This window comes from Streptomyces sp. NPDC001858, assembly GCF_053594615.1.
In genome coordinates this window covers 1-25,057 of the sequence record NZ_JBSFEV010000028.1, presented here as the reverse complement: position 1 = coordinate 25,057, position 25,057 = coordinate 1, and the positions used below count along the sequence as shown (strand labels likewise).

24 protein-coding genes are annotated in these 25,057 nt (G+C 71.2%); 6 read left to right on the top strand and 18 right to left on the bottom strand.

Annotated elements, in window-relative coordinates:
- Nucleotides 1–25: 25 nt before the first annotated feature.
- Genes ACWCPF_RS31235 through ACWCPF_RS31225 form a run of 3 tightly spaced genes read right to left on the bottom strand, consistent with a single transcriptional unit; the run spans nt 26 to nt 3,086 of the window.
- Complete coding sequence (locus ACWCPF_RS31235; RefSeq protein WP_451048450.1) at nt 26–1,048, bottom strand: ABC transporter permease; 1,023 nt, start codon at nt 1,046–1,048, stop codon at nt 26–28.
- Nucleotides 1,045–2,532 carry a sugar ABC transporter ATP-binding protein gene (locus ACWCPF_RS31230; RefSeq protein ID WP_451048449.1) on the bottom strand — a complete coding sequence of 496 codons (1,488 nt, stop codon included), beginning with the start codon at nt 2,530–2,532 and terminating at the stop codon, nt 1,045–1,047. Before ACWCPF_RS31230 ends, ACWCPF_RS31235 begins: the two co-directional genes overlap by 4 nt.
- Nucleotides 2,529–3,086 (bottom strand): carboxymuconolactone decarboxylase family protein, encoded by a 558-nt coding sequence (locus ACWCPF_RS31225; protein WP_451048522.1) that lies wholly within the window; start codon nt 3,084–3,086, stop codon nt 2,529–2,531. Before ACWCPF_RS31225 ends, ACWCPF_RS31230 begins: the two co-directional genes overlap by 4 nt.
- 203 nt (nt 3,087–3,289) lie before the next feature.
- Between ACWCPF_RS31225 and ACWCPF_RS31220 the strand changes: the two genes are divergently transcribed.
- Nucleotides 3,290–3,703, top strand: coding sequence for a cupin domain-containing protein (locus ACWCPF_RS31220; protein ID WP_451048448.1), 414 nt, complete (start codon nt 3,290–3,292; stop codon nt 3,701–3,703).
- Nucleotides 3,704–3,719: 16 nt separating this feature from the next.
- On the opposite strand, the gene ACWCPF_RS31215 is transcribed toward ACWCPF_RS31220, so the two are convergent.
- The 9 genes from ACWCPF_RS31215 to ACWCPF_RS31175 form a co-directional block, all read right to left on the bottom strand.
- Nucleotides 3,720–4,508 carry an alpha/beta fold hydrolase gene (locus ACWCPF_RS31215; RefSeq protein WP_451048447.1) on the bottom strand — a complete coding sequence of 263 codons (789 nt, stop codon included), beginning with the start codon at nt 4,506–4,508 and terminating at the stop codon, nt 3,720–3,722.
- 209 nt (nt 4,509–4,717) lie between these two features.
- A complete protein-coding gene (locus tag ACWCPF_RS31210; protein ID WP_451048446.1) occupies nt 4,718–6,043 on the bottom strand; it encodes an MFS transporter in 1,326 nt (441 codons plus the stop codon).
- Between the two features lie 170 nt (nt 6,044–6,213).
- The gene (locus tag ACWCPF_RS31205; protein WP_451048445.1) at nt 6,214–7,164 is read right to left on the bottom strand and encodes a catechol 2,3-dioxygenase; all 951 of its coding nucleotides are present in this window, start codon (nt 7,162–7,164) and stop codon (nt 6,214–6,216) included.
- Nucleotides 7,161–8,219, bottom strand: a complete 1,059-nt coding sequence (locus ACWCPF_RS31200; RefSeq protein ID WP_451048521.1) for a 4-oxalomesaconate tautomerase — start codon at nt 8,217–8,219, stop codon at nt 7,161–7,163. Before ACWCPF_RS31200 ends, ACWCPF_RS31205 begins: the two co-directional genes overlap by 4 nt.
- A gap of 68 nt (nt 8,220–8,287) precedes the next feature.
- Nucleotides 8,288–8,992, bottom strand: coding sequence for a 4-carboxy-4-hydroxy-2-oxoadipate aldolase/oxaloacetate decarboxylase (locus tag ACWCPF_RS31195; protein WP_451048444.1), 705 nt, complete (start codon nt 8,990–8,992; stop codon nt 8,288–8,290).
- A complete protein-coding gene (locus tag ACWCPF_RS31190) occupies nt 8,989–9,753 on the bottom strand; it encodes a PIG-L deacetylase family protein (RefSeq protein WP_451048443.1) in 765 nt (254 codons plus the stop codon). The genes ACWCPF_RS31195 and ACWCPF_RS31190 overlap by 4 nt, the downstream gene beginning before the upstream one ends.
- Nucleotides 9,754–9,801: 48 nt before the next feature.
- Nucleotides 9,802–10,452 (bottom strand): GntR family transcriptional regulator, encoded by a 651-nt coding sequence (locus ACWCPF_RS31185; RefSeq protein ID WP_451048442.1) that lies wholly within the window; start codon nt 10,450–10,452, stop codon nt 9,802–9,804.
- Between the two features lie 190 nt (nt 10,453–10,642).
- On the bottom strand, nt 10,643–11,215 hold the full coding sequence (locus ACWCPF_RS31180; protein ID WP_451048441.1) for a hypothetical protein: 573 nt from the start codon (nt 11,213–11,215) through the stop codon (nt 10,643–10,645).
- A gap of 54 nt (nt 11,216–11,269) precedes the next feature.
- On the bottom strand, nt 11,270–12,274 hold the full coding sequence (locus tag ACWCPF_RS31175; protein WP_451048440.1) for a LacI family DNA-binding transcriptional regulator: 1,005 nt from the start codon (nt 12,272–12,274) through the stop codon (nt 11,270–11,272).
- Nucleotides 12,275–12,421: 147 nt separating this feature from the next.
- On the opposite strand from ACWCPF_RS31175, the gene ACWCPF_RS31170 reads away from it, so the two are divergent.
- A complete protein-coding gene (locus ACWCPF_RS31170) occupies nt 12,422–13,618 on the top strand; it encodes a Gfo/Idh/MocA family protein (protein WP_451048439.1) in 1,197 nt (398 codons plus the stop codon).
- A 341-nt stretch (nt 13,619–13,959) separates the two neighbouring features.
- Here ACWCPF_RS31170 and ACWCPF_RS31165 read toward each other — a convergent pair whose 3' ends face one another.
- Nucleotides 13,960–14,997, bottom strand: coding sequence for a LacI family DNA-binding transcriptional regulator (locus ACWCPF_RS31165; protein WP_451048438.1), 1,038 nt, complete (start codon nt 14,995–14,997; stop codon nt 13,960–13,962).
- A 116-nt stretch (nt 14,998–15,113) separates the two neighbouring features.
- Between ACWCPF_RS31165 and ACWCPF_RS31160 the strand changes: the two genes are divergently transcribed.
- The 3 genes from ACWCPF_RS31160 (at nt 15,114) to ACWCPF_RS31150 (ending at nt 18,390) form a co-directional block, all read left to right on the top strand.
- A complete protein-coding gene (locus ACWCPF_RS31160) occupies nt 15,114–16,295 on the top strand; it encodes a phytanoyl-CoA dioxygenase family protein (RefSeq protein ID WP_451048437.1) in 1,182 nt (393 codons plus the stop codon).
- Nucleotides 16,296–16,310: 15 nt separating this feature from the next.
- Nucleotides 16,311–17,087, top strand: a complete 777-nt coding sequence (locus ACWCPF_RS31155; protein WP_451048436.1) for an SDR family oxidoreductase — start codon at nt 16,311–16,313, stop codon at nt 17,085–17,087.
- Between the two features lie 298 nt (nt 17,088–17,385).
- A complete protein-coding gene (locus ACWCPF_RS31150) occupies nt 17,386–18,390 on the top strand; it encodes a Gfo/Idh/MocA family protein (protein WP_451048435.1) in 1,005 nt (334 codons plus the stop codon).
- Nucleotides 18,391–18,448: 58 nt separating this feature from the next.
- Here the strand turns inward: ACWCPF_RS31150 and ACWCPF_RS31145 are convergent, their stop codons facing one another.
- The 5 genes from ACWCPF_RS31145 to ACWCPF_RS31125 form a co-directional block, all read right to left on the bottom strand.
- Nucleotides 18,449–19,702, bottom strand: a complete 1,254-nt coding sequence (locus ACWCPF_RS31145) for a serine hydrolase domain-containing protein (protein ID WP_451048434.1) — start codon at nt 19,700–19,702, stop codon at nt 18,449–18,451.
- A gap of 171 nt (nt 19,703–19,873) precedes the next feature.
- Nucleotides 19,874–20,776, bottom strand: coding sequence for a sugar phosphate isomerase/epimerase family protein (locus ACWCPF_RS31140; RefSeq protein WP_451048433.1), 903 nt, complete (start codon nt 20,774–20,776; stop codon nt 19,874–19,876).
- A gap of 1 nt (nt 20,777) precedes the next feature.
- A complete protein-coding gene (locus ACWCPF_RS31135) occupies nt 20,778–21,701 on the bottom strand; it encodes an ATP-binding cassette domain-containing protein (protein WP_451048432.1) in 924 nt (307 codons plus the stop codon).
- Between the two features lie 5 nt (nt 21,702–21,706).
- A complete protein-coding gene (locus tag ACWCPF_RS31130; RefSeq protein WP_451048431.1) occupies nt 21,707–22,783 on the bottom strand; it encodes an ABC transporter permease in 1,077 nt (358 codons plus the stop codon).
- Nucleotides 22,783–23,799, bottom strand: coding sequence for a sugar ABC transporter substrate-binding protein (locus tag ACWCPF_RS31125; RefSeq protein ID WP_451048430.1), 1,017 nt, complete (start codon nt 23,797–23,799; stop codon nt 22,783–22,785). Before ACWCPF_RS31125 ends, ACWCPF_RS31130 begins: the two co-directional genes overlap by 1 nt.
- Nucleotides 23,800–24,169: 370 nt before the next feature.
- Between ACWCPF_RS31125 and ACWCPF_RS31120 the strand changes: the two genes are divergently transcribed.
- The gene (locus ACWCPF_RS31120; RefSeq protein ID WP_451048429.1) at nt 24,170–24,955 is read left to right on the top strand and encodes a GntR family transcriptional regulator; all 786 of its coding nucleotides are present in this window, start codon (nt 24,170–24,172) and stop codon (nt 24,953–24,955) included.
- Nucleotides 24,956–25,057 lie beyond the last annotated feature (102 nt).

Here is a 25,057-nt window from a genome sequence, read left to right as displayed (position 1 = left end):
GGGCGAAGCATGAACAGACAGAAGGTCAGTGGCGGGCGGAGCCCGAGCGGGCCTTGTGCATCTCGTTGGCGACGGCCGCGACGAGCAGCACGGCGCCGACCGAGACCGGCTGGTAGTTGCTGGAGAAGTCCAGAAGGTTCAGGGCGTTGGCCACCACGCCGAGCAGCACCAGGCCGAGGGCGGTGCCGATGACCGTGCCGTGACCGCCGGCCAGCGAGGTGCCGCCGATGACGACCGCCGCGACCACCGCCAGCTGGAGCGAGAGCCCCGCCGTCCCGCCGGGGCTGGAGGAGCCGAGCCGGGACAGCAGCATCAGCCCGGCCAGCCCGGAGAGGGTGCCGGTGAGGCCGTACAGGGTGAGCTTGCGGGCGGTGACGTCGATGCCGCTGAGGCGGGCCACATGCTCGTTGCCGCCGATCGCGAAGGCGTCCCGGCCGAACACCGTGAACCGCATGACCAGCGCCGTCACGACCAGCACCAGCACGGCGACGACGAGCAGATAGGGCACGCCGAGCACCTTGTCGTTGCCGAGCGCGGACATCCGGGTGCCGATGGAGACGGTGTTGCCGTCGTGGACGAGGAGCGCGACCCCGTCGAGCAGGGTGGCCGAGGCGAGCGTCACGACGAACGGCGCGACGCTGGTGAACGTGACCACCAGCCCGTTGACGAGTCCGATGGCGGTGCCGAGCAGCAGCGCGACGACGACGGCGTACCCGGTGGGCTGGCCGTCGGCGAGGAGTTTCGCCGAGACGGCGGCCGTGACGGCGACGTTGCTGCCCATGGAGAAGTCCATGCCGCCCGCGGTCATCAACAGCGTGAGTCCCGCGGCGAGTACGGCGTTGACGCTGACCTGGCTGAGGATGTTGACGATGTTGCGGTCGGTGGCGAACGTCTCGCTCTGCACGGCGGTGAACACCACGACGAGGACGAGTACGGCGATCAGACCGGCGTGCGGCAGATCGCGCAACCTGCCCACGGAGAAACGGGAGTCGGGGGTCTCGGTCCGTTCGGAGGCGCCGGGCGCACGGCGAAGTGTCTTGACGCTCACTGCGGTTGTCCTCCGAGGGCCGTGGCGACGAGCTCGTCGCGGGTGATGGCGGTGATGTCGTGCTCGGCGACCGTGCGGCCGGCGCTCACGACGAGGACCCGGTCGGCGAGCCGCATGACCTCCTCGGCGGAGGAGGAGGCCAGCAGGACGGCCACGCCCCGGGAGGCGAGGTCGTCGACGAGGGCGTGGATGTCGGACATGGCCGCGATGTCCACGCCGTTGGTGGGGTCCTCCAGGAAGCAGGCGGCGGGCGAGGTCTCCAGCCACTTGCCGAGCAGCACCTTCTGCTGGTTGCCGCCCGACAGCACGCTCACCGGCGGGTTCCCGGCCAGCGCCCTGACCCCGTAGCGGAGCCGGGAGGGGGCCGCGCGGCGGGCGAGTTCGCCCCGGCGGTGCAGCCGACGGCGGGCGAGCCGGTCGTCGGCGAGCATCAGGTTCTCGTCCAGGGACAGGCCCGGGACCAGGCCCAGGGCGCGCCGGTCGCCGGTGACGCAGCGCAGACCGCTGCCGAGCGAGGCCGCGACCTTGCCGAACGGCACGGAGCGGCCGTCGACGTGCAGGTCGCCGCGGTCCGGCCGGCGCCGCCCGGACAGCAGGTCGAACAGCCGCGACTGGGCGTCCCCGGCAGGTCCGAGGACGGCGACGATCTCGCCCCTGCGCACCTCCACGGTGAAGTCGCGGACCGCCCGGCCGTCGCTCAACCCCCTGACGGAGAGGCCGACTTCCGGCTTCGGCCCGGGACGCTCGGGCCGGGTGGAGACGACGTCCCGGCCGACCATGGCGCGCACCAGTCCCGCGTGGTCCAGCTCGGCGGCGGGCGCGCTCGTCACCACGGCCCCGTCCCGCAGCACGGTGAGCCGGTCGGCGACGGCCATCACCTCGTCGATGTAGTGCGAGATGTAGACGACGGCGACGCCCTCGTCGCGCAGGGTGCGCACCAGGGCCCGGATCCGGTCGGCGTCCTTGGCGCTCAGGCACGCGGTCGGCTCGTCCAGGATCAGGATCCGGCCGCCCCGGCGGACCTCGCGGGCCACCTCGACCATGGTCTGCTCGGCGACGGTGAGCGAACCGGCGGTGCGCTCCACGTCGATGACGATGCCGAGGGCGGCGAGGGCCCGCCGGGCCTCCTCCCGCACGGCCTTCCAGCGCACGGCGCGAGCCCGCGTGGGCAGATCGCCGAGCAGGACGTTCTCGGCCACGCTGAGGCCCATGGCCAGCTCACGGCGCTGCGGCACGGACGCGATGCCGAGGCGGCGCGCCCGGCGCACGCTGAGCGCGTGCTGCTCCTGCCCGTCGACCTCGATCGTGCCGCCGTCGGCCCGGTGGACGCCGGACAGCACCTGCACGAGGGTCGACTTGCCGGCCCCGTTCATACCCATCAGGGCGTGGATCTCACCGGGATACAGGTCGATGTCGACGCCTTTCAGCGCGGCCGCCCCGCCGAAGCTCTTGGTGACGCCCCGGACCCGCAGCACGGCCGTCATGTCCGGTCGCCGTCGGGGGCGAGACGTCCGTAGCCGCGGATGTCGGGGAAGGGGGGCTCCTTGTCGGCCTGGAGGTCCACCTGGAAGGTGTTCAGGCACATGCCGAGCATGGTGAAGTTGCCGAGCGCGCCGACGGCGTCCACCAGTCCCCTGGAGCCGAAGTGCGCGTGGGCCGCGGCGAAGGTCTCGTCGGTGACGAAGTGCTCGTCGAGGATCTCCCGGCAGAACCGGTAGAAGGCCTGGTCCGCCTCGTCGTCGAAGACCGCCTCGCGCCGCTCGGCGATGGCCTGCACCGCGGCCTCGGGGATGCCGGCCTCGATGGCCTGGTGCACATGTGCGTTCCAGGAGTACTGCGCGTCCCAGTTGCGGGCGGCCATCAGCAGGGTCAGCTCGCGCAGATGCTTCGGGAGACTGCAGTCGAAACGGGCGAACGCGCCGAGCGACTCGGCCCGTTCGCACATCTGGGGGCTGTGCAGCCAGACCCGGAAGGGACCGCGCACCGCGCCACGGCGGCCGGCGATCCGGGCGGCCAACTCCTGCTGCCGCGCGTCCATTTCGTCTTCGCTGAGAACGGGAAGCCTCATCGGGCCGATACCTGCCTTTTCTTTCCTGCGCATGACGGGCACGGGTCGGGAAGCCGTGCGGTGCCAGGTGAAGGTACAGCCGTGTCCGAGAAGCTCACCCACCTCGGAACGCAACGTAAAACTGCACGCCCGAGGCCCCCCATTCGGCGAGCGGCGACCTAACGTCGTCGGACATGACCACCATCATCAAAGCCGCGTCGGTCCCGCTGCTCGACCGCGGCGGCGCCGTGGTGACGACCCCGCTCGTCACCACGTCCTCGGCACACGGCGAGAACCGGATCACCAGCGGGATGAGCGTCTACCCGGTCGGCTCCGGCGCCCCGCTGCACTCGCACAACTGCGACGAGCACGTGACGATCCTCGAGGGCGAGGCGGAGGTGTGGGTCGACGGCGAGGTGACGAAGCTGGAGCGCTTCGACACCACCTACGTCCCCTCCCCGATCCCCCACCTCTTCCGCAACATCGGCGACGTCCCGCTGCGGATCCTGTGGGTGTACTCCTCGGGCCATGTGACGCGCACGTTCACCGAGACCGGCCGGACGGTGGAACACCTCTCGGCGGAGGACCAGATGGGCTCGGACGACTGAGGGCTGCCGACGGCCGTCAGCGCACCGCAGCCGTGGCCGCCTGCGCGATGACCTCGGCGACCGCGGCCGGCTGGTCGACGAGGAGGAGATGCCCCGCGTCGGACACGGTCACCATGCGCACACTCGGGCAGGCTTCGAGCCCCTGCCGCTCGGCGTCGGTCAGACCGATGGCGTCGCGGTCGCCGCGCACCACCCACGCCGGGACCCCGGCCTCGCACAGCCTCGGCACCAGGGACGGATACCGGTCCAGATACGCGTAGTAACCGTTCACGATCCGGCGGCAGGCCGCCGGGTCGTGGCGGCCCATGACCGCCGCCAGCGCCTCGGCGCGACGCGGCGGCAGTTCGTGTTTCACGGCCCGGGGCAGCAGCGCGAGCATGGCCTTCCAGGCCCCGGTGCCGAGCACCGGCACCTTGCCCACGCTGTTCAGCACCGTGAGGAACCGCTCCTCGTCACCGCGCGAGAAGGTCGGCGACAGCAGCACGAGCGGCCCCTTGAACAGGCCCAGCGCGGCCATCTCGATCGCCACGTTCGCGCCCAGGCTGTGCCCGACGACGGCGTCGCAGCGGGCCTCGGCGGCGAAGTCCGCCATCAGCCGGGCGTAGCTCTCCATGGAGACGTCCGCGGGCGCCTCGGTCCGCCCGAACCCCGGCTGGGTCGCCGCGACCATCCCGAGGCCCGCCAGGGCGGGCTGCGCCATGACGTCCGCGTAGAACTCGGTCGTGCACAGCGCCCCCGGAATCATCAGCACCCGATGCGAGGCATCCGCCGCCCCCGCCCGCCGCAGTTCCCAACGCTCACCCATACAACGAGCGTCCCGCGAGACAGCCCGCCCCGCACGCCGAGCAGCCCCACCCCGGTGCTGGTCTCCCCCACCCGCACCCGACGCACCACCCGCAGCCCCTAGAAGCGCCGGGCGCCGGACAACACCGGCAACCACAACCCCCCAGGGGCGCGGGGAACTGCGCGACCAGCCCCCACCGACCCGCACCCGACAAACACGCCGGGCGCCGGTCAGCGCACGCCGACCAGCTCCTCGTCCACGCTGCGCGGAGCGCTCCGCCCGGTGCGCAGCGCGGCGATCCCGATGAAGACCATGGACGACAGCCCGGCGATCGCGAACGCGGTGAACCCCCAGTCGCCGTGGTCCGCGGCGAGCAGCTGGCCGCCCAGCCACGGGCCGAAGACCGCGCCGAAGCGGCCCATGCCGGAGGTCCAGCCGACCGCCGTGGCCCGGTTGTCCGCGTCGGAGCGGATGGAGACCGTCGCGTAGATCATCGTCTGAGCGCTGTTCAGGAACACGCCGGTGAGGAAGACGACGACCATGGTCACGCTCATCGGCATGTGGACGCTGAGCAGGAAGACGCCGGCGGCAGTCAGCGCGAACCAGATCGCCGAGATGCGCGGAGCGCCGAACCGGTCGGCGGCGCGCCCGGCGACCAGCATGCCCACGATCCCGCCGAGGTTGAAGACGACCACGAAGGACAGGGCGGAGCCGAGCTCGTAGCCCTCGGCGCGCATCAGGGTGGGCAGCCAGGTGGCGACGCCGTACACGAGGAGGAGACCGCCGAAGGAGGCCAGCCAGTACAGCAGGGTCTGGGTCCACTCGCCGCCGCGGAACAGGTCCTTGAGCGCGTTCCAGCGGTCGGCCGCGCCCTGCTTGGCGGACTTCACTGCGGGCAGTTCGACGTCGTGGCGGGCGGCGAGCTCGCGGGCCTCGTCGGTGCGGCCCTTGGCCACGAGGAAGCTCAGCGACTCGGGCAGGAGCCTCGCGAGCACCGGGGCGAAGAGCAGGGGAAGCACGCACACCCAGAACGCGGCGCGCCAGCCGGCCGGTTCGATGAGCCACTTGGCGACGTAGGCGGAGAGGATGCCGCCGGCGTGGTGGGCGGTCATCAGCAGGCCGATGACGAGGGCGCCGCGGCCGCGCGGCGCGTAGTCGGAGACCATGCTGATCGCGGTGGGCAGCAGCCCGCCGAGGCCGACGCCGGCCAGGGTCCGGCCGAGGCCGAAGACCTCGACGCTGCCGGCCATGGCGCACACGCCGGAGGCCAGCGAGAAGAGCGTCACGCAGCCGACCATCAGCTTCTTGCGCCCGATGCGGTCGGCCACCGTGCCCGCGGTCAGCGCGCCGACCAGCATGCCGAAGGTGGCGTAGCTGCCGAGGTCGCCGGCCGTGTCGGGGGTGAGGCCGAAGGTCTTCGTCTCCAGCAGGTGGGGGAGCACCGAGCCGTAGATGAACATGTCGAGGCCGTCGAAGAGGACGGCCAGCCAGCACAGGCCGACGACCAGCAGGGCCAGTCTGCCGACGCGGGCGGTCGGAGCGGGGGAGGAGGACATCTTTGTTTTCCTCTCGTCCAGGAGGCGTGCCCTGGGGGGGGACCGTGGTGCGCACACGCTAGGGAGCGGGAACCAAAAGTGTCAACGTTTTTGTCAACAATCTCATTGACGATCGGTTCCCGGCCCCGAGATGCACCGGGAACGGGCCGGCTCGCGGGCCGGCTCGCGAGCTAGCTCACCGGCGGGGTGCCGTGCGTGTGGAAGGACTCGATCGTCTTCAGGCCCCAGGCCTGGCCCTTCTTGCGCTCCTCCTCGGTCCAGGTGACGAGCGGCCAGTCGGGGGCCAGGACGAGCCGGGTGAGCGGGTTGCACAGCTCGATGCGGTTGCCGCCGGGCTCGTAGACGTAGAGGAAGAACGTCTGCTGGATGGCGTGCTTGTGCGGGCCCGTCTCGATGAACACCCCGCTGTCGATGGCGAGGTCGGCCGCCCGCAGGATGTCCTCGCGGGTGTCGGTCGCGAACGCGATGTGGTGCAGCCGCCCGGCGCTGCCGGTCCAGTCCGAGGTGTAGACGACGTCGTACGACTTGTTCGTGTACGTCAGCCAGCGGGCCGCGATCTTCCCGGTGTCGAGCCGGATCTGCTCGGTGGGCCGGGCGCCGAGCACCTGCTGCTGGAACTCGGAGTTGGCGAGCACGTCGGCGGCGAGGAAGTTGACGTGGTCCAGCCGCCGCACCCCCACGCCCCGGTTGGGCTTGGCCTGCGGCTGATTCTTCAGGGCCGGCTTCAGCTCGTCCGGCGCCCGGTAGTACTCGCTCTCCCAGTACAGGGCGTGCTCGTGGCCGTCCGGGTCGGCGGTGACGTAGAGCTTGCCGAGGCCGGGTTCGTCCTCGACCCAGCGGCCGGCGCCGCCCGCCTGCTCGACGGCCTTGATCCGGCGCTGGAGGGCCACCTCGCTGGAGGTGCGCAGGGCCAGCCGGCCGAGGCCGGGCTCTGCGCGGGCGGTGAGGACCAGGCTGTGGTGCTCGTAGTCGTCGAAGGTCCGCAGATAGACGGTGTCGCCGTCCTGCCCGTTGACCGTGAGGCCCAGAAAGTCGGTGAAGAAGCCGACGCTGGCGTCCAGGTCCGGGGTGAAGAGCTGGGCGTGGCCGATGTGGGCGATGTCGCCGAGCGGCGGAGTCATCGTTGACCTCCTTGGGGTCGTGCGGCAGCCCGGGGGAAGACGGTGCCGTCGAAGATCTTGCGGGCCGTGCGGACCACGGCCGTGCGGCGGGCGGTGGGGAGGCCTTCGGGGGTGGTCCCGAGGCTGCTTTCGATGTCCAGGAATCCGGTGGGATGTTCTATGCGAATTCGGTCGCTGTCCGGAGAAAGCTCCGCGAGATCCGCCCCCACGCTGCCGTCGATCCGCAGCCCGGCGGCCACACTCGCCGCGCCGAGCACACCGATCGAGGTGTGGCAGCGCACCGGTATGAAGGTGCGGGTGGTGACCGCGCCACCGCCGCGGGGCGGGGCGAGCAGCGTGAGCTTGGGGACGGTGGTGTCGGAGACGTCGCCGAGGCCCATCAGCCGGCCCGCCGCCAGGCGGATCCGGTGGAGCCGGTCGGCGAGCGCCACGTCCTGCTCCAGGTCCTTGGGGGACTCGTACCCGGTGACCTTCAGCGAGGTGGCGGCGATCAGCACGGTCGGCATGCCGTTGTCCACGCAGGTCACCTGGACGCCGTCGATCTCGTCGCGGACGCTTCCCGTGGGCAGCAGCTTCCCCGCGCCGGCCGGGAACTCGATGACCACCGGAGCGGCCGTCCCCGGCACTCCGGAGATCTGCGCGCCGCCGGTGTAGTCGACCCGGCCGCCGGGAGTGGGGAAGGTCGCCGTGGCGTGGTCGCCGGAGTTGACCATGCGGATCCGGACGGAGGTGTGCTCCTCCCCCGCCCGGACCAGTCCGCGCTCGACGGCGAACGGGCCGACGCCGGCGAGGATGTTCCCGCAGTTCTGACGGTCGCTCACCTCGGGTTTGTCGACGGCGACTTGAAGGAAGAGGTAGTCGACGTCGGCACCCGGGTCCGCCGAGGGCGAGATCACCGCCACCTTGCTGGTGAGCGGGTGCGCGCCGCCCAGACCGTCGATCTGCCGCTCGTCCGGGCTGCCCATCACGCGCAGCAACAGCGCGTCGCGCAGGGCGGGTTCGGCCGGGAGGTCGGCGGCGCGGAAGTAGGCGCCCTTGGAGGTGCCGCCCCGCATCAGCAGACAGGGCACCTCTTCGGGACCGGACGCCTCCTCGGGCACGGATACCTCCTCGGGCACGGAGGTCACGAGGACTCCCCCGCGTACTCGTCGTACGTCCGGTACTCGACGCCGAGCCGCTTGAGGGTGTCCCTCAACCCGTAGCGGTCCAGACCGAGTTGGCCGTCGATGAAGGCGGCCCGGGTGGCGGCCTCCTTGGCCTCGCGGGCCTCGGACTTCTCGACGGTCTCGTGGGCGCGCTCGCGCGGGACGACCACGACGCCGTCGTCGTCGGCGAGGATCACGTCGCCGGGGCGGATCACCTGGCCGTCGATGGCGATCGGCACATTGACCGAGCCGCCGGTGGCCTTGACGGTGCCCTGCGAGGAGACCGCGCGGGACCAGGCGGCGAAGCCCAGGTCCCGCAGCTCCTGCGTGTCACGGATGCCGGTGTTCATCACGACGCCACGAACGCCGCGCTGCTTCAGGGCGGTGGCGAACAGCTCGCCGAACAGGCCGTCCGTGCAGGGCGAGGTGGTGGTGACCACCAGGATGTCGCCCTCGCCGCACTGCTCGACGGCCGCGTGGATCATGAGGTTGTCGCCGGGCCAGCTGAGCACGGTGACGGCGGTGCCGGCCACCCGTACGCCCTGCTGGACGGGGCGGATCTCCGGGCCCAGCAGGCCGGTTCGCCCCATCGCCTCGCTGACGGTGGCCACGCCGTAGCCGGCCAGCGCGTCGACGTCCTTCAGCTCCGCCTTCGGCGGGTCGGTGACGATCACGCCGCTCATGCCAGCTCCTTCGCGATCTGCGGGTAGGGGCGCATGTACGCCTCGGCCATGGTCTTGTGGGCCAGACCCAGGTTCGGGCCCGCGTTGCGCTTGAGCTGGACGCCGCGGCGGACGGCGAGATCGGTGTAGTAGTCCCACAGATGCTGCTGCGCGCCCAGGCACTCCATCGCCTTGCGCTTGGTGTCCCACACCTCGGTGATGTCGAGCAGGACCTCGGGCTTGAAGCCGCTCATCTCGGGCTGGTGCGGCTCGAAGAAGAAGACCGGCGGGGCGCCGATGATCTCGCCGGGGCCGGGGTAACCGATGGCCTGCGCCAGGACCCGGGCGTCAAGGGCCATGCGGTGGGCGGCCGGGTGGTCGCCGTTGTACGGGTCCTCGACGGGGTGGGTGAGCACGACGTCGGGCTGGGTGTCGCGGTAGACCTCGACGAGCCGGTCGGTCAGTTCGGGGGTGACGAGGAGCGGGTAGTCGCCGGCGTCGAAGAAGCGGACCTCGGCGCCCAGGGTGGCGGCGGCGCGCTCGGCCTCGTCCCGGCGGATCGCCTTGATCTCCTCCAGCTTCTTGCCCTCGCGCCACGCTTTGGCGGACTCGCCGCGCTCACCGAAGGTCAGACAGGCGATGATGACCTTCTCCCCGCGGGAGGCGGCCAGGGCGATGGCACCGCCCGCCCGCCACACGAAGTCCCCGGCATGCGCGGTGACGACGAGGGTCGATCGCGAGCTCGATCGGGGTGGGGGGGCGGGCGCGTTGGCCTGGGTCATTCTCAGATCTCCTTGATGGTGGCTGGGCGCCCGCCCGCGCAGCCGTGATCAGTCGCGCAGTGCCCCGATCACGCTGGTGAGGTGGGCGCGGACGGCCTGGTCGGCCGCCTGCGGGTCTCTGGCCCGGATCGCTTCGATCATGGTCAGGTGCTCGTTCAGGGATTGCTGCGGCCGCCCCGGCCTCAGCGCCAACTGGAAGCGGTGACGCACCAGTTGGGCGTTCAGCCGCTCCAGCAGCTCCTGCGCGGTCTGCTGGCCGGAGAACTCCCGGATGCGGACGTGCAGTTCATGGTTGAGGTCGGAGTAGGTGACCGGCTCGCCGTCGGCGACGGCCTTGGTCATGGCGGTGCCGAGATCGGTCAGCTCGCTCAACTGGTCGTCGCTGGCCAGCGCGGCGGCCTTCGCCGCGCACAGCCCTTCGAGGACCATCCGGCACTCGGTGATGGCGACCGCTTCGTCCACGGTCACCACCCGCACCCGCGAGCCGCGGTTGCGGATCCGCTCGACGAGTCCCTGGGACTCCAGATCGATGAGCGCCGCGCGGATACTGGCCCGCGTCACACCGAACTGCTCGGCGAGCTCCTGCTCCACCAGCCGCTGGGCCGGTGCCATCTCGCCGTGCAGGATCGCCTGCCGCAGCTGCGCGAGCGCATGCTGCTTGGCCTGCTCCCCGGTGCTCGGACGGGCTTCTTTCGGCATGGGTGCCCTCCCTGAGTGAGTGAGTGCGTGTCGAACCTAAATCTAGCCAAACAAGATTGTCAACAATTTTGTCTGAGGTATTAGGGACACGGATGACTGCTGTGCACGGACCCGCTGTGCACGGACCCGCTGTGCAAGGACCCGCTGTGCACGGACTCTCTGTGCACGGACTCGCTGTTCGGCGACCGCGTCACTTGATGACGGCGTTCGCGACGACCACGATCACCCCGAGCAGCGCGTCCACCGCACCGATCAGTATCGCGACCGGCCACCGGCGGTGCGCCCAGCGGGCCGTGACCAGGCCCAGGGTGAACAGCAGACAGATGTTCAGCGCGAACGCCGGGTACTCCACCCCGTTCGCCGGCCACCAGCCCCAGCCCGCGCCCGCGAGCAGCGCGACGGTCGGCAGCACGGCCGCGACCAGCGGCCACTCCAGCGCCAGGGTGCGCAAGGCGTCCCCGCGGCGGTGCGGGGCGCGCTCGGCGATGTAGTGGGCGTAGCCGTGCGCGAGCGCCGAGGCCAGGGCGGTCACCAGCAGCCACAGGGCGTCGTAGCGGCGGCTGCCTCGCGAGGCGTGCCCGTACGTGCTGAGGGCGGCCACCATCGAGCTCGCCAGGACCGCGCCGTAGACCCCGCCGAAGAGAAGCGCCTCACGCGTGTCGTGCGGGTGCGGCTCGTGTGCCTGCGGCTCATGCCGGTGCGGCTCGTCCGCGTGCGGCTCGTGCGGGTGCGGTCCGGCCGGCGCCGCGGGGTCATCCGCCATGCGCTCCACGATCACCCGGTCCCGGGCGGCTCGCCAGACGGACGCGGCACGCGCTCAGTCCGTGGGCGGCGGTCCCGTCGTCCCCCGGACCTCCAGCGTCGGCGCCGCCAGGTGCAGCCGCCCCGCTCCCCCGGGCCGTTCGAGCCGGTCGAGGAGGCAGCGGGCGGCTCGACGGCCGACCTCGCGGCCGGCGCCGTCGACGGTCGTGAGCCACAGATGGCGCAGCCGGGAGATGCTGGTGTTGTCGTAGCCGACGACGGACAGGTCGCGCGGCACCCGCAGGCCCAGTTCCTCGGCCGCGGACAGCACCCCCACCGCCGTCATGTCGTTGACGGCGAACACGGCCGTGGGCCGGTCGGCGCGGGCCAGCAGCCGCACCGTCGCCCGGTAGCCGCCCTCCTCGGTCATGTCCCCGGCCTCGATCAACGCCCCCTCGGCCGGTCCCGACGCCCGCATCGTGGCCTCGAAGCCGCGCCGGCGCAGGTCGGCCACCGCGCCGTACCCCGCGAGGTGGGCGATCCGGCGGTGCCCGAGTCCGACGAGGTGCTCGGTGACCAGGCGGGCGCCGTGCTCGTCGTCGTTGGCGACCAGGTCCACCCCGGCCGGGACCGGCTCCCGGGCCCCGGCGACCACCACCGGCATCCGGGCGGCGACCGCCTCCAGGGCCGCCGGGTCGGGCAGGGTGCCGACCACGACCAGCCCGTCCGCCCCCAGGTCCAGGAAGGGCCCGGCCGGGTCCTGGCCGACATGCCGGTTCAGCCGGGCGTCGGCGAGCAGCATGTGCAGGCCGCCGGCGTGCAGCAGGGAGTTGAGGCCGTCCAGGAGGTCGACGTACCAGGGGTTGCGCAGGTCGTGCAGCAGGACGCCGATGGTGCGGGTGCGCTGCTCGCTGAGGCTGCGCGCCGCCGCGTTGGGCCGGTAGCCCAGTTCGCGCACGGCGCGCAGGACGGCCTCCCGCTTCTCGGCGCGCACCTGGTCGGAGCCGCGGAGCACGAGGGAGACCAGCGACTTGGACACTCCGGCCCGGTCGGCGACGTCGCGGATGGTCGGCGGTCTCATGCGGTGGACCGTTCCATGCGAGCCTGGGCTTGTCAAAGGGTCGGAAGGGCGCCGGTAAGCCTTGACATCCTCGGGAAACCGCCCGCAGGGTGGCCTGGACAGAAAATGGACCGGTCCAAAGAGGGGCTGTCAGTCATGGTCGAGTCGATGGATTCGGTGAACGCGGTAGCTGCGGCGGAGGCCGTGGATTCGCTCGGGGTAGCCGTCGTGGGGTTCGGGTGGATGGGGCGGGTGCACTCCCAGGCGTACGCCCGCGTCCGGCACCACTATCCGCAGCTCGCCCTGCGCCCCCGGCTGGTGACCGTCGCCGAGGAGGTGCCCGGCCGGGCGGAGGAGGCCGCGGACCAGTTCGGCTTCGCGTCCACCACCCGGGACTGGCGGGAGGTCGTCGCCGATCCGCGGGTGCGGGCCGTCAGCATCACCGCGCCGAACTTCCTGCACCGCGAGATCGGCGTCGCGATGGCCGAGGCCGGCAAGCACATCTGGATCGAGAAGCCGGTGGGCCTCACGGCCGCGGACGCCCGCGCCGTGGCCGACGCGGTCGCGAAGGCCGGCGTCCAGGGCGCGGTCGGCTTCAACTACCGCAACGCGCCCGCCGTCGAGACGGCCCGCGAGCTGATCGCCTCCGGCGAGCTCGGCACGGTCACCCATGTCCGCGTGCGCCTCTTCAGCGACTACGCGGCCCACCCTGACGGCGCCCTGACCTGGCGCTACGAGCGCGAGCGGGGCGGCAGCGGGGTGCTCGGCGACCTGGCCTCGCACGGCGCCGACCTGGCCCGTTTCCTGCTCGGCGACATCGCGTCGCTGACGGCCGACACGGCGGTCTTCGTCCCCGAGCGGGCCCGGCCGACGGGCGCGACGGCCGGCCACAGCCGCGCGGCCGGCGGCGAGCTCGGCCCGGTCGAGAACGAGGACTACGTCAACTGTCTGCTGCGCTTCGCCTCCGGCGCGCGGGGCGTGCTGGAGGCCTGCCGGGTCTCGGTCGGCGAGCAGAACAACTACGGCTTCGAGGTGCACGGCACCAAGGGCGCGGTGTTCTGGGACTTCCGGCGGATGAACGAGCTCGGCGTCAGCCGCGGCACGACGTACCAGGACCAGCCCGTCAGCACGGTGTACGTCGGTCCGGGCGACGGCGAGTTCGGCGCGTTCCAGCCGGGCGCGGCGAACGCCATGGGCTACGACGACCTCAAGGTCGTCGAGGCGTACCGGTTCCTGCGGTCGATCGCCGAGGGCGCCCCGCACGGGGCGACGCTCGCGGACGCGGTGCACAGCGCGACCGTGCTGGAGGCGATGAGCCGCTCCGCCGAGACCCGCTCCTGGGTGGACGTCGACCCGCAGAGCTGACGACGGGACCGCCCCGTCCCGCTTCCCGGGCCGGCGGCCGCGCAGCCCGAAGGCGGCAGGCGGCAGGCGGCAGGCGGCAGGCGGCAGGCGGCAGGCGGCAGGCGGCAAGGACATCCTGGACCGCGATCGACCCGGCCCGTGGGCGTCTCGACGCGCGGCGGCGCGGCCGGCGTCAGCCGGGGGGTGCGAGCCGCACCAGCGCTCCAGCCCTGAGCACCGCCGAGCAGTAGCTGCGCCCCCGAGAGGCGGCCGGTATCAGCCGGGCGGGCGCGAGCACCGCACCGGCGCTCCCGTGCTGAGAGCCGCCGAACGACAGCCGCGCCCCCAGGCGGCCGCCCGCGTCAGCCGGCCGCCGCGGTCTGGGGCGGCATGTTGTACGGGGTGACCACCTGGATCGCCGACGGCAGCCGGGGCCCCGCCGGGGGCAGCGCGCCATGGGCCCGCATCACGGTGTGGCAGGCCTCGCGCACGTCATGGCGCAGATCGTGGTGCAGGACGACCGACAGCCGGTGCTCGTGCAGCAGCCGGGTGTTGTCGTGGTCGAGGTCGTGCGCGACGAACACGGCGCACTCGCGGCCGAGGTCGGCGAAGGCGCGCAGGGTGGCGATGTTGCCGCCGCCGATGGAGTACACGGCGCGGATCTGCGGATCCCGTTCCAGCGCGGACCGGACGAGGTCGTACTGGGTCGCGTCCAGGCCCTGGCCCTCGGCGATCTCGACGAGCGCGCGCTCGGGACAGCGGGCCCGCATCGCGCTGCGGAAGCCCATCTCGCGCTCCTCCTCGTTGCGGAAGAAGCCGCTGCTCAGGCTGGTGAGCACATTCCCGGGGCGGTCGCCGAGCCACTGCCCCATCAGGTAGGCGGCGGTGGCCCCGGCGGCCCGGTCGTCGATGCCGACATAGGCGAGGCGGGCGCTGGCGGGCAGGTCCGTGACCAGGGTGACCACGGGGATGCCGGCGGCCACCAGCCGGCCGACGGCGGCGGTGACCTCGGGGACGTCCGGCGCCTTCAGGATCACCCCCTGGGAGCCGCGCCGGGCGATCCGGTCCAGGATCGCGACCAGCTCCGCGACCGGTCCGGTCTCCCGGAAGTGGAACCGGGAGCGCAGCACGGCCGGGTGCAGAGCGGGCAACTCGGCCTCCAGAGCGGACCGGACGGCGGTGGTGAACCGCTCCGGCGCCTGCATCACTATGTCGATCATGAAGGTGCGGCCGACGAGTCTGACCTGGGTGCGCTGCCGGTCCAGATCGGCGATGGCCCGCTGCACCTCCTGCGCGGTGGACTCGCGCACCCCTCCCCTGCCGTTGAGCACCCGGTCGACGGTGGCCTCGCTCAGACCGGCCTGACGTGCGATCTCACGGAGCGGGAAGGGATGGCCCACGGCAGGCTCCTCGGAAGTCGTTGAGGGGTTTTTGACGGCCCTCTGCCGGTTGTTCGACGGGTTTGTCATGACAAGAATGGCAGGGCTGAGCCGCCATTGTCATCGAAGGGACGCCGATGTCCTTCACCTCCGCCACCTCCGCGCACGGTCACGCCGGACTGACCGAGCAGGACTGCGATCTGGACGTGTTCCGTTCGCTCGTCGAGCGCACGACCGACCTCGCCGACTTCCCGCACGCCGGGGCGGTGGAGGGAAACGTCCTCGTCTACGACAGCGAGCGCCTGCGCACCGCTGCCCCCGGGTCGGGCCGTGAGCTGCGCGCCGAACTGGTGCGGGCCCTCGCCGACGGTCCCGGGATCGTCGTCTTCCGGGGCGCCTTCCCCGACCCGGCAGTCGTCGACCGGCTCACCGCCGCCTTCGACGCGCTGATCGCCGAGCAGCACGCCTTGGGCGCGACCGCCGGCGACCACTTCGCGAAGCCCGGCGCGAACGACCGCGTCTGGAACGCCCTGGAGAAGGCCGCCCTGTACGACCCGGAGGCGTTCGCCGAGTACTACGCCAATGACGTCCTCGCGCTGGTCTCGCGGGCCTGGCTGGGCCCCGGCTACCAGGTGACCTCGCAGGTCAACGTGGTCAACCCGGGCGGCGCGGCACAGAGCGCGCACCGCGACTACCACCTCGGCTTCCTCTCGAACGAGGCGGCCGCCGCCTACCCGGCGCATGTGCACCGCCTCTCCCCCGTGCTCACGCTCCAGGGCGCGGTCGCGCACTGCGACATGCCGGTGGAGTCGGGCCCCACGCTGTACCTGCCGTACTCGCAGACGTACGAGCCGGGCTATCTGGCGTGGCGGCTGCCCGAGTTCCAGGCGTACTTCGACGAGCACCGCGTCCGGCTGCCGCTCGCCAAGGGCGACGCGGCCTTCTTCAACCCGGCCGTCTTCCACGCCGCGGGCACCAACCGCACGACCGACGTACGCCGGGCGGCCAATCTGCTCCAGGTGTCCTCGGCCTTCGGGCGCGCGATGGAGACCGTGGACCGGGAGGCGGTGGCGAACGCGGTCTTCCCGGTGCTGCTGAAGCGCCGGGCGCAGGGCGTGGGCGACGAGTGGCTGGAGCGGGTCGTCGCCGCGAGCGCCGAGGGCTACCCCTTCCCGACCAACCTCGACAGCGATCCGCCGGTGGACGGCCTGGCCCCGCCCTCGCAGGCGGACGTCGTACGGCGGGCGCTGCAAGAGGAGTGGACCCCGCAGGCACTCCGGGACGCACTGCGGGCCGGCGCCGAGCGCCGCGTCAGCTGAAAGGATCTTCGGCACATGGGACTTCTCGACGACAAGGTCGTCCTCGTCAACGGCGGCAGCCAGGGGGTCGGCGCGGCCATCGCGCGGGCCGCGGTGCGCGAGGGCGCGCGCGTCGCCGTCACGGGGCGGCGGCCGGAGCCGGGCGAGGCGCTGGTGAAGGAGCTGACCGCCGAGGGCGGCACGGCGCTGTTCGTCCGGGCCGACCTGACGGACGCCGCGCAGACGAAGGCGGCGGTGGCCGAGACCGTGGCCGCGTACGGCCGGGTCGACTGCCTCGTCAACTCGGCGGGGCTGACCTCCCGGGGCACGCTCCTGGACACCACCCCGGAGCTGTTCGACCAGCACATCGCGATCAACCTCAAGGCGCCGTTCTTCGCCATGCAGGCGGTGGTCGCCGACATGCTGGCCCGCGAGGCGCCCGGCACGATCGTCAACATCATCACCTCGTCGGCGCACGGCGGCCAGCCGTTCCTGGCGCCGTACGTCGCCGCCAAGGCGGGCCTGATCGGCCTGACCCGCAACGCGGCGCACGCCCACCGCTTCGACCGGGTCCGGATCAACGGCCTCAACATCGGCTGGACGGCCACCGAGGGCGAGGACGCGACACAGCGGGCGTTCCACGGCGCCGGCGACGACTGGCGCGAGCAGGCCGCGGCCAGACTGCCCATGGGCAAGCTCGGCCAGCCGGACGAGATCGCCGACTTCGTGGTCTTCCTCCTGTCCGACCGATCGGGCGTGGTCACCGGATCAGTGATCGACTGGGACCAGAACGTCCTGGGCGGCCTGGACTGAACAACCACCCTCCGATCCCGTCCAGCGCCCCCTCCGATCCCGCCCAGCAATCCTTTCCAACCCGTCCAGCGATCCTTTCCGATCCCGTCCAGCGATCCTTTCCGATCCCGTCCGGCGATTCCTTTGAGCCCGTCCGACGTTTGAGGACAAGTTCTTCCTTTGAGCCCGTCCGGCGATTGAGGACAAGGTCTTTTGAGCCCGTCCGGCGATTGAGGACGAGCCCGAAGGGCGAACGGGGCCCGGGGCAGCGCCCCGGCACCAGACAGCAACCAAAACACACACGAAAGCAGCGGAGCGCATGCGCATCGGAATCCTAGGCCTCGGCCGCATCGGCGCCTTCCACGCCGAGACCCTCTCCGGACTCGACGTCGTCGAGTCGCTCGTCGTGACCGACCCGTTCGCGGAGGCGGCCAAGTCCGCCGCCGAGCGGTTCGGGGCCGAGGTCGTCGACTCGCCCGAGGCCCTGCTGGCCGCCGGCGTGGACGGCATCGTCGTCGCCGCCGCGACCGACGCCCACCCCGCGCTGATCCTGGCCGGCGTCGAGGCCGGCATCCCCGTGTTCTGCGAGAAGCCCGTCGCCAAGACGATGGCCGAGGGCGTCGAGGTCCTCAAGGCCGTCCAGGGCAGCGCGGTGCCCATCCAGATCGGCTACAACCGCCGCTTCGACGCCGGTTTCGTCGCCGCGCGGGCGGCCGTGCAGTCGGGCGAGCTGGGCAAGCTGCACACGGTCCGCTCGACCACGCTGGACCCGGCCCCGCCGCCGGCCGCGTACATCGCCGCCTCCGGGGGCATCTTCCGGGACTGCTCGGTGCACGACTTCGACATCATCCGCTGGGTGACGGGCCGCGAGGTGACCGAGGTGTACGCGGTCGGCGGCAACCGGGGCGCCGAGTACATCAAGGAGGCGGGCGACGCCGACACCACCGGCGCGATCCTGACCCTCGACGACGGCACGATCGCGGTGGTCTCCAACTCCCGCCACAACGCGCGCGGTTACGACGTCCGGATGGAGATCCACGGCTTCACGGACTCGATCGCCGTCGGCCTGGAGGACAAGCTGCCGCTGCGCTCGGTGGAGCCCGGCGTCACGTTCCCCGCGGGCACCCCGCACGACTTCTTCATGGACCGCTTCACGGCCGCCTACCGCGCCGAACTCACCGCGTTCACCGAGGTCGTGGCCGGCACCCGCACCTCGCCCTGCACGGTCGAGGACGCCCTGGAGGCGGGCTGGATCGCGGACGCGTGCACGCTGTCCCTGCACGAGCACCGGCCGGTGACGATCGCCGAGGTGCGAGCCTCCTGACCCCACGGGCCGGGCGATGGGAACCGCTGTGCAGCGCTTCCCGTCGCCCGGCCCGTCCTCACCTCGCGGCCGGCGCCGCCGGCAGGTTGAAGATGTGGTCGGGCGAGATGATCTTCGTGATCGCGTCGCCGAACAGGGTGCTGGGCTCCTCGTTCTTGTAGTTGATGTCGGTGTTCAGCACGACGACGAGCGTCGTGCGCTCGGACGGCAGATAGATCGTCAGCGACTCGTAGCCGGGCAGCGAGCCGTTGTGGCCGATCCAGCCCTGCACATTGAAGATGCCGAGACCGTATCCGGCGCCCGGGATCGTGGTGGGCGGGGTGATCAGCCGCTGCCGCTGGGTGGCCGCGCTGATCATCCGGTCGCCGTCCGGCAGTACGCCCGTGGCGACGGTGCGCGCCCAGATCCGCAGGTCCTCCAGCGTGGAGATCATCGCGCCGGCCGCCCAGCCCCAGGAGGGGTTCCAGTCGGCCGAGTCCTCGACCTTCCCGGTCGCGGTCTGGTTCGTGTAGCCCTGGGAGTGCGGGGTCGGGAACTCGTTGCCGGTCGGGAAGAGGGTGTCCTTCAGCCCCACCGGGTCCAGGATGTGCTCCTGGACGTAGTCGTTGAGCTGCTGGCCGCTCATCTTCTCGATGACCAGGCCGAGCAGGATCAGGTTGGTGTTGCAGTAGTAGAACTCCGCGCCCGGCTGGAACAGCACGGGGTGCTTGAAGGAGTAGTCGAGCAGCTGCTGCGGGGTGAACGGCCGCTGCGGGTCGGACGTCAGCGCCTTGAAGAAGTCCTCGTCCTCCGAGTAGTTGAACAGTCCGCTGCGCATGCCGGCCAGCTGCCGCAGGGTGATCCTGTCCCCGTTCGGCACGTCGTCGACGTACTCGTCGATGGTGTCGTCGAGGCCGACCTTGCCCTCGTCGACCAGCTGGAGCAGGCCCGTGACGGTGAACGTCTTGGTCTCGCTGCCGATCCGCATGAACAGATCCGGGTTCATCGCACGCCCGGTGCTCTTGTCGGCGACGCCGAACGACTTCAGGTACCGGCCCTTGTCGGGCGTCCAGATGCCGACGCTGACGCCGGGCACCTTCGCCTGCTTCATGACCCGCTGGACGGCGTCGTCGACCTGTTGCTGCACGGCGGGGGTGAGTGCCACGACGCCGTCCCCGGAGGAGGACGGCGAGGGCGGTTCGGTCACGGTCGCGAAGCCGGCGGCCGAGGACGGCACTGCCGTCGCGGCCCCGCCCACGGCCGGGATCAACAGCGCCCCTGCCGCGAGGGCGACGACGAACCCGCTGCGCAGTCGAGGATACGGGTGTGTCATGGGCTCGCTCCCGCTCGATCGAGGAGGTTTGCGCCGCAGGCCACAGCCGCACCAGGGGGCACGGGCCGCATGCGGCCCATCACCACCACCATACGAGCGCGGGCGCGCCGTCGCCTGTCGACGACGGCGCGACGCGCCCGGTGACGAACGCCCGACGACCCGTGATGCGCGTCAGGCCCCGCAGGACCGCAGGAACTTCCGGGTCCGCTCCGCGATGGGCAGCGGCCGGTCCGGCTCGCACGGGTACATGTCCTGTTCGACGATCGCGAACAACTCGACGCCCAGGCGCTGCGCCGCGACCAGCACCGGCTCCAACTCCGGCACGCCGGACGGCGGTTCGCACATCACTCCACGCTGGACGGCGGGACCGAACGGCACCCCGTCGCGCACCACCTCGGCGAGGATCGCCGGATCGACCTGCTTGAGGTGCAGGTAGCCGATGCGTTCGCCGTAGGTCTCGATCAGCTGGACGCTGTCGCCGCCGCAGTAGGCGTAATGACCGGTGTCCAGGCAGAGGTTGACCAGTTCGGTGTCGGTGGAGTCCAGGAAGCGCTCGACGTGGTCCTCGGTGTCGATGTGGGTGTCTGCGTGCGGATGGACGACGAGGTCCAGGCCGTACGTCTCCTTCACCTCGTGTCCGAGACGCTCCATGCCCTTGGTGAGGTGCGCCCACTGCTCGCCCGTCAGCTCCGGCGGTTCCAGGATCTCGGCCGTCTTGTCGTCCCGCCAGAAGGACGGGATGACGACGAGGTGCTTCGCGCCCATCGCCTCGGTGAGCGCGGCCACCTGGCTCACGTGCGCCCAGGTGTCCTCCCAGACCGACGGGCCGTGGTGCAGCCCCGTGAAGACCGTGCCCGCGGACACCTTCAGGCTGCGCTTGGCCACCTCGTCGGTGAGTCGCGCCGGGTCGGTCGGCAGATACCCGTAGGGGCCGAGTTCGATCCATGAGTAGCCGGCCTCGGCGACCTCGTCCAGGAAGCGTTCCCAGGGCACCTGTCCGGGATCGTCGGGGAACCACACGCCCCAGGAGTCGGGGGCCGAGCCGACGCGGATGCGGTCGAGCGCGTTCGTCATGTCAGGGCGTCTCCTCTGCGGGGGTCGCCACCGGGGCGGTGAGGTCCTTCTCCTCCGGGAGCTCCTCGACGTCGACGCCGCGGACCTGGGCCAACTCGTGCTTGAGGGCGGCGAGTTCGGTGCCGCCGGCCATGTGGTTGGTGAGTTCTTCCAGGCTGACCTGGCTACGGTCGGCGGTGAGTTCCATGGTGCCCAGGCGCAGCACGCTGAAGTGGTCGCCGACCATGTAGGCGTGGTGCGGGTTGTGGGTGATGAAGATGACCCCGAGGCCGCGGTCGCGGGCGGCGGCGATGTACTTGAGCACGACGCCGGACTGCTTGACGCCGAGGGCGGCGGTGGGCTCGTCCAGGATGAGGACCCGGGCCCCGAAGTACACCGCGCGGGCGATGGCCACGCACTGGCGCTGGCCGCCCGACAGGGTGCCGATGGGCTGCTCCAGGTCGTCCAGGACGATGCCCATGTTGCGCAGCTCTTCGTCCGCGGTCTTCTTCATCTTCTCGATGTCGAGACGGCGTACGGGCCAGGGGCCCTTGGTCAGCTCGGAGCCGAGGAAGAAGTTGCGCCACACCGGCATCAGCGGGACCGTCGCGAGGTCCTGGTAGACGGTGGCGATGCCCTTGTCGAGGGCCTCGCGCGGGGTGGTGAACCGCACCGGCGTGCCGTCGACGAGGAACTCGCCCTCGGTGTGCTGGTGCAGCCCGGAGATGATCTTGATGAGGGTGGACTTGCCGGCGCCGTTGTCGCCCAGGACGCAGGTCACCTTGCCGGGGTGCACGGTCAGGCTGACCCCGTGCAGGGCATGGATGTTGCCGTACGCCTTGCCCGCGTTGCGGAGTTCGACGATCGCCCCGTCCGTGCTCTCGGGAGCGATGTCCGCGATGACGGCCCCGTGGGTGCCGGTCTTCTTGCTGGAGCTGGATGTCATGGGGGTCACCTCCGGGTCGCCGTGCGGCTGACCCACAGATTGATCAGGACGGCGCCCAGGAGCATGACGCCGAGGAAGGCCTTGAACCAGTCGGGGTTCCAGCCGGCGTAGACGATGCCCTGCTGCACCATGCCGAACATGAACGCGCCGAAGACCGGGCCGATCGCGCTGCCGGCGCCGCCGGTCAGCAGACAGCCGCCGATCACCGCCGCGGAGATGTAGATCAGCTCCTGGCCGACGCCTTCGCCGGACTGCACGGTGTTGAAGGTGAAGAGCTGGTGCATGCCGACGAACCAGGCGCCGAAGCCGACCAGCATGAACAGCGAGATCTTCGTGAACGTCACGGGCACGCCGACCGCCCGTGCACTGTCCTGGTTGCCGCCGACCGCGAAGATCCAGTTGCCGTACTTGGTGCGCAGCAGGACCCAGGTGGCCAGGGCCGCGAAGACCAGCCAGTACACGATGGTGATCTTCACCTGGACGCCGCCGACCTCGAAGGACGAGGCGAAGACGTCCTTGGCCTGGCCGAAGCCGTCCATGTCGCTGATGTCGTCGGTGGCCACGTTCGTGGTGACCAGCTTGGTCACCGCGAGGTTGACGCCCTGGAGGATCAGGAAGGTGCCCAGGGTGATCAGGAAGCTGGGCAGCCCGGTCTTGACGACCATCCACCCGTTGAAGAAGCCGACCGCCAGCGACACGATCAGGGCGGCGACGACGCCCACCCACACGTTCATGCTGAGCTGGTAGGCGAGCATGCTCGCGGTGAGCGCCGAGGTGATGACGGCGACACCGGCCGAGAGGTCGAACTCGCCGCCGATCATCAGGAGCGCCACGGGCAGCGCCATGATCCCGATCGTCGACGACTGGTAGAGGATGTTGGCCATCGAGCTGCCCTCGCGCACCGGTGGCGCGGAGATCAGGAAGAACACGTACACCGCGACGGCGCCGAGGAAGACGCCGACTTCGGGACGGGCCAACAGACGTAGGGCTAGCGGGCGTTGCGCGGTCCGGCCGTCGGTCTTCTGCGGGCCGGAGGCCGGCGGTGTTCCCACCGCCGGCTCGGCATGCTGGGTCATGCTCATCACCGGGTGCCCTTCGCGGCGAACGCGGCCACCGCGTCGACGTTCGTCTTGTCGACGAAGGCGGGGCCGGTCAGCACCGGGGCCTCGCCGCCGCCCATGTAGTTGCCGTTGTTCTTGTACAGCCAGAGCGAGTCGATCGCGAGGTAGCCCTGGAGGTAGGGCTGCTGGTCGACCGCGAACTCGACCGTGCCCTTGCTGATGGCGGAGGTCAGGTCCTTGTTGAGGTCGAAGGTGGCGACCTTGGCCTTGCTGCCCGCGTCGGTCACCGACTGCCCCGCCGTCAGGGCGAAGGGGGCGCCGAGGGTGACGACGTAGTCGATGGCCTTGTCCTGGGTCAGCTTGGCGGTGATCGTCGACTTCACCGACGGCATGTCGGTGCCGGTGACGTACAGGACCTCGGTGGATCCGGTGAACGTCTTCTTCACACCGTTGCAGCGCTGGGTCAGGCCGATGTTGCCCTGCTCCTGGATGACGCAGACGGCCTTCTTGGCGCCCGCCTCGTTCAGCCGCTTGCCGAGCGCCTCGCCCGCCACCGTCTCGTCCTGGCCGAAGAACTCCATCAGCCCGAGCTTCTGCCAGTCGCTCACCCCGGAGTTGAGGCCGACCACGGGTATCTTCGCGGCCGTCGCCTTGGCTATGACGTCCTTGAGGGCGTCGGGCTTGGCGAGGGTGACCGCGATGCCGTCGACCTTCTGGTCGATGGCGTTCTGCACCAGGTTGGCCTGGCCGCCCGCGCTCGGGTCGGCGGAGTAGACCAGCTTGACGTTGTCCTTGGCAGCGGCGGCCTCGGCGCCCTTGCGGACGATGTCCCAGAAGGTGTCACCGGGCGACTGGTGGGTCACCAGCGCGACGGTCATCTGAGGGGTACTCGCCTTGCCCGCGGAAGCGCCGTCCGCGCTCTCCTCGGACTTCTTGCCGCCGGAGCTGCTGGAGCAGCCCGCGACGGTCAGGGCCACGGCCGCGGCCATGGCCACGATCGGGGCGATTCTGCGCGAGCGGGAGGGAGAGCTTTCCATCTTTCCTGCACCTCACTGTGCGACGGGGGGAAATGACGGGGAAGGGGAGGCGATCACAGGGATCCGGGGCCCGTTTCACTTCAGATTGGGGCCATGGAGCCAGGTCCGCGACTGTTCGGCTGTCTCGGACTCGGCCCGTGCACTGATGGGACCGGATCCAACTCCCTCGGGAAGCTCACTGTCAATACTTTGTTAAGACATCATTTCACGAGCAGGTCCGAATGTAAGAACAAAGTATTGACAGTGTGAGCCTCTGGGACCTACACCTGGGACACGCCATTCCCCGACCACCGAAGGAGTCTCTCAAATCGCCCATCCGGCCCGGCCACCGGACCTGATCACGACCCCACCGCCCCCAGGAGGCGCCCCCATGGCCAAGACCGGCGGCCGCACCCGCGCCGTGCCCGGCTCCGCGCTCGACGCGCTGCACTTCGCGCTGGACCGCACGAGCCCCGTGCCGCTCTACTACCAGCTCGCCCAGCAGTTGGAGGCGGCGATCGAGCAGGGCGCGCTCGCCCCGGGCAACCTGCTGGGCAATGAGATCGACCTGTCGACCCGCCTCGGCCTGTCCCGCCCGACCGTCCGCCAGGCCATCCAGTCACTGGTCGACAAGGGCCTGCTGGTGCGCCGCCGCGGAGTCGGCACGCAGGTCGTGCACAGCCAGGTGAAACGACCGCTGGAACTGAGCAGCCTCTACGACGACCTGGAGAGCGCCGGCCAGGGACCGACCACGCACGTCCTGCGCAACGAACGCGTGCCGGCGCCCGCCGACGTCGCGGCGGCGCTCGGGATCGCGGAGGGCGGCGAGGTCACGGTCCTGGAGCGGCTGCGCGCCACCCATGGGCAGCCGGTGGCGTTCCTGTGCAACTACCTGCCCCCGGCGCTCCTGGACCTCGACACGGAGCGCCTGGAGTCGACCGGTCTGTACCGGCTGCTGCGCTCGGCGGGCATCGCCCTGCACAGCGCCCGCCAGACCGTCGGCGCCCGCTCCGCCACCGTCGAGGAAGCCGCCCTCCTCACCGAACAGGCGGGGGCGGCCGTGCTGACCATGCAGCGCACCTCGTACGACGACACCGGCCGCCCGGTCGAGTACGGGACGCACATCTACCGTGCGTCCCGTTACGCGTTCGACTTCCAGCTCCTGGTCAGGGCCTGAGACCTGCCCGGGACGGCAGACATTGGTTGCGCTCCGTGCGAGCCGCCCGTCTGGGCATTCATGCTGGAATCGGCGGGCCCGACGAACCATGAGGAGAAGACC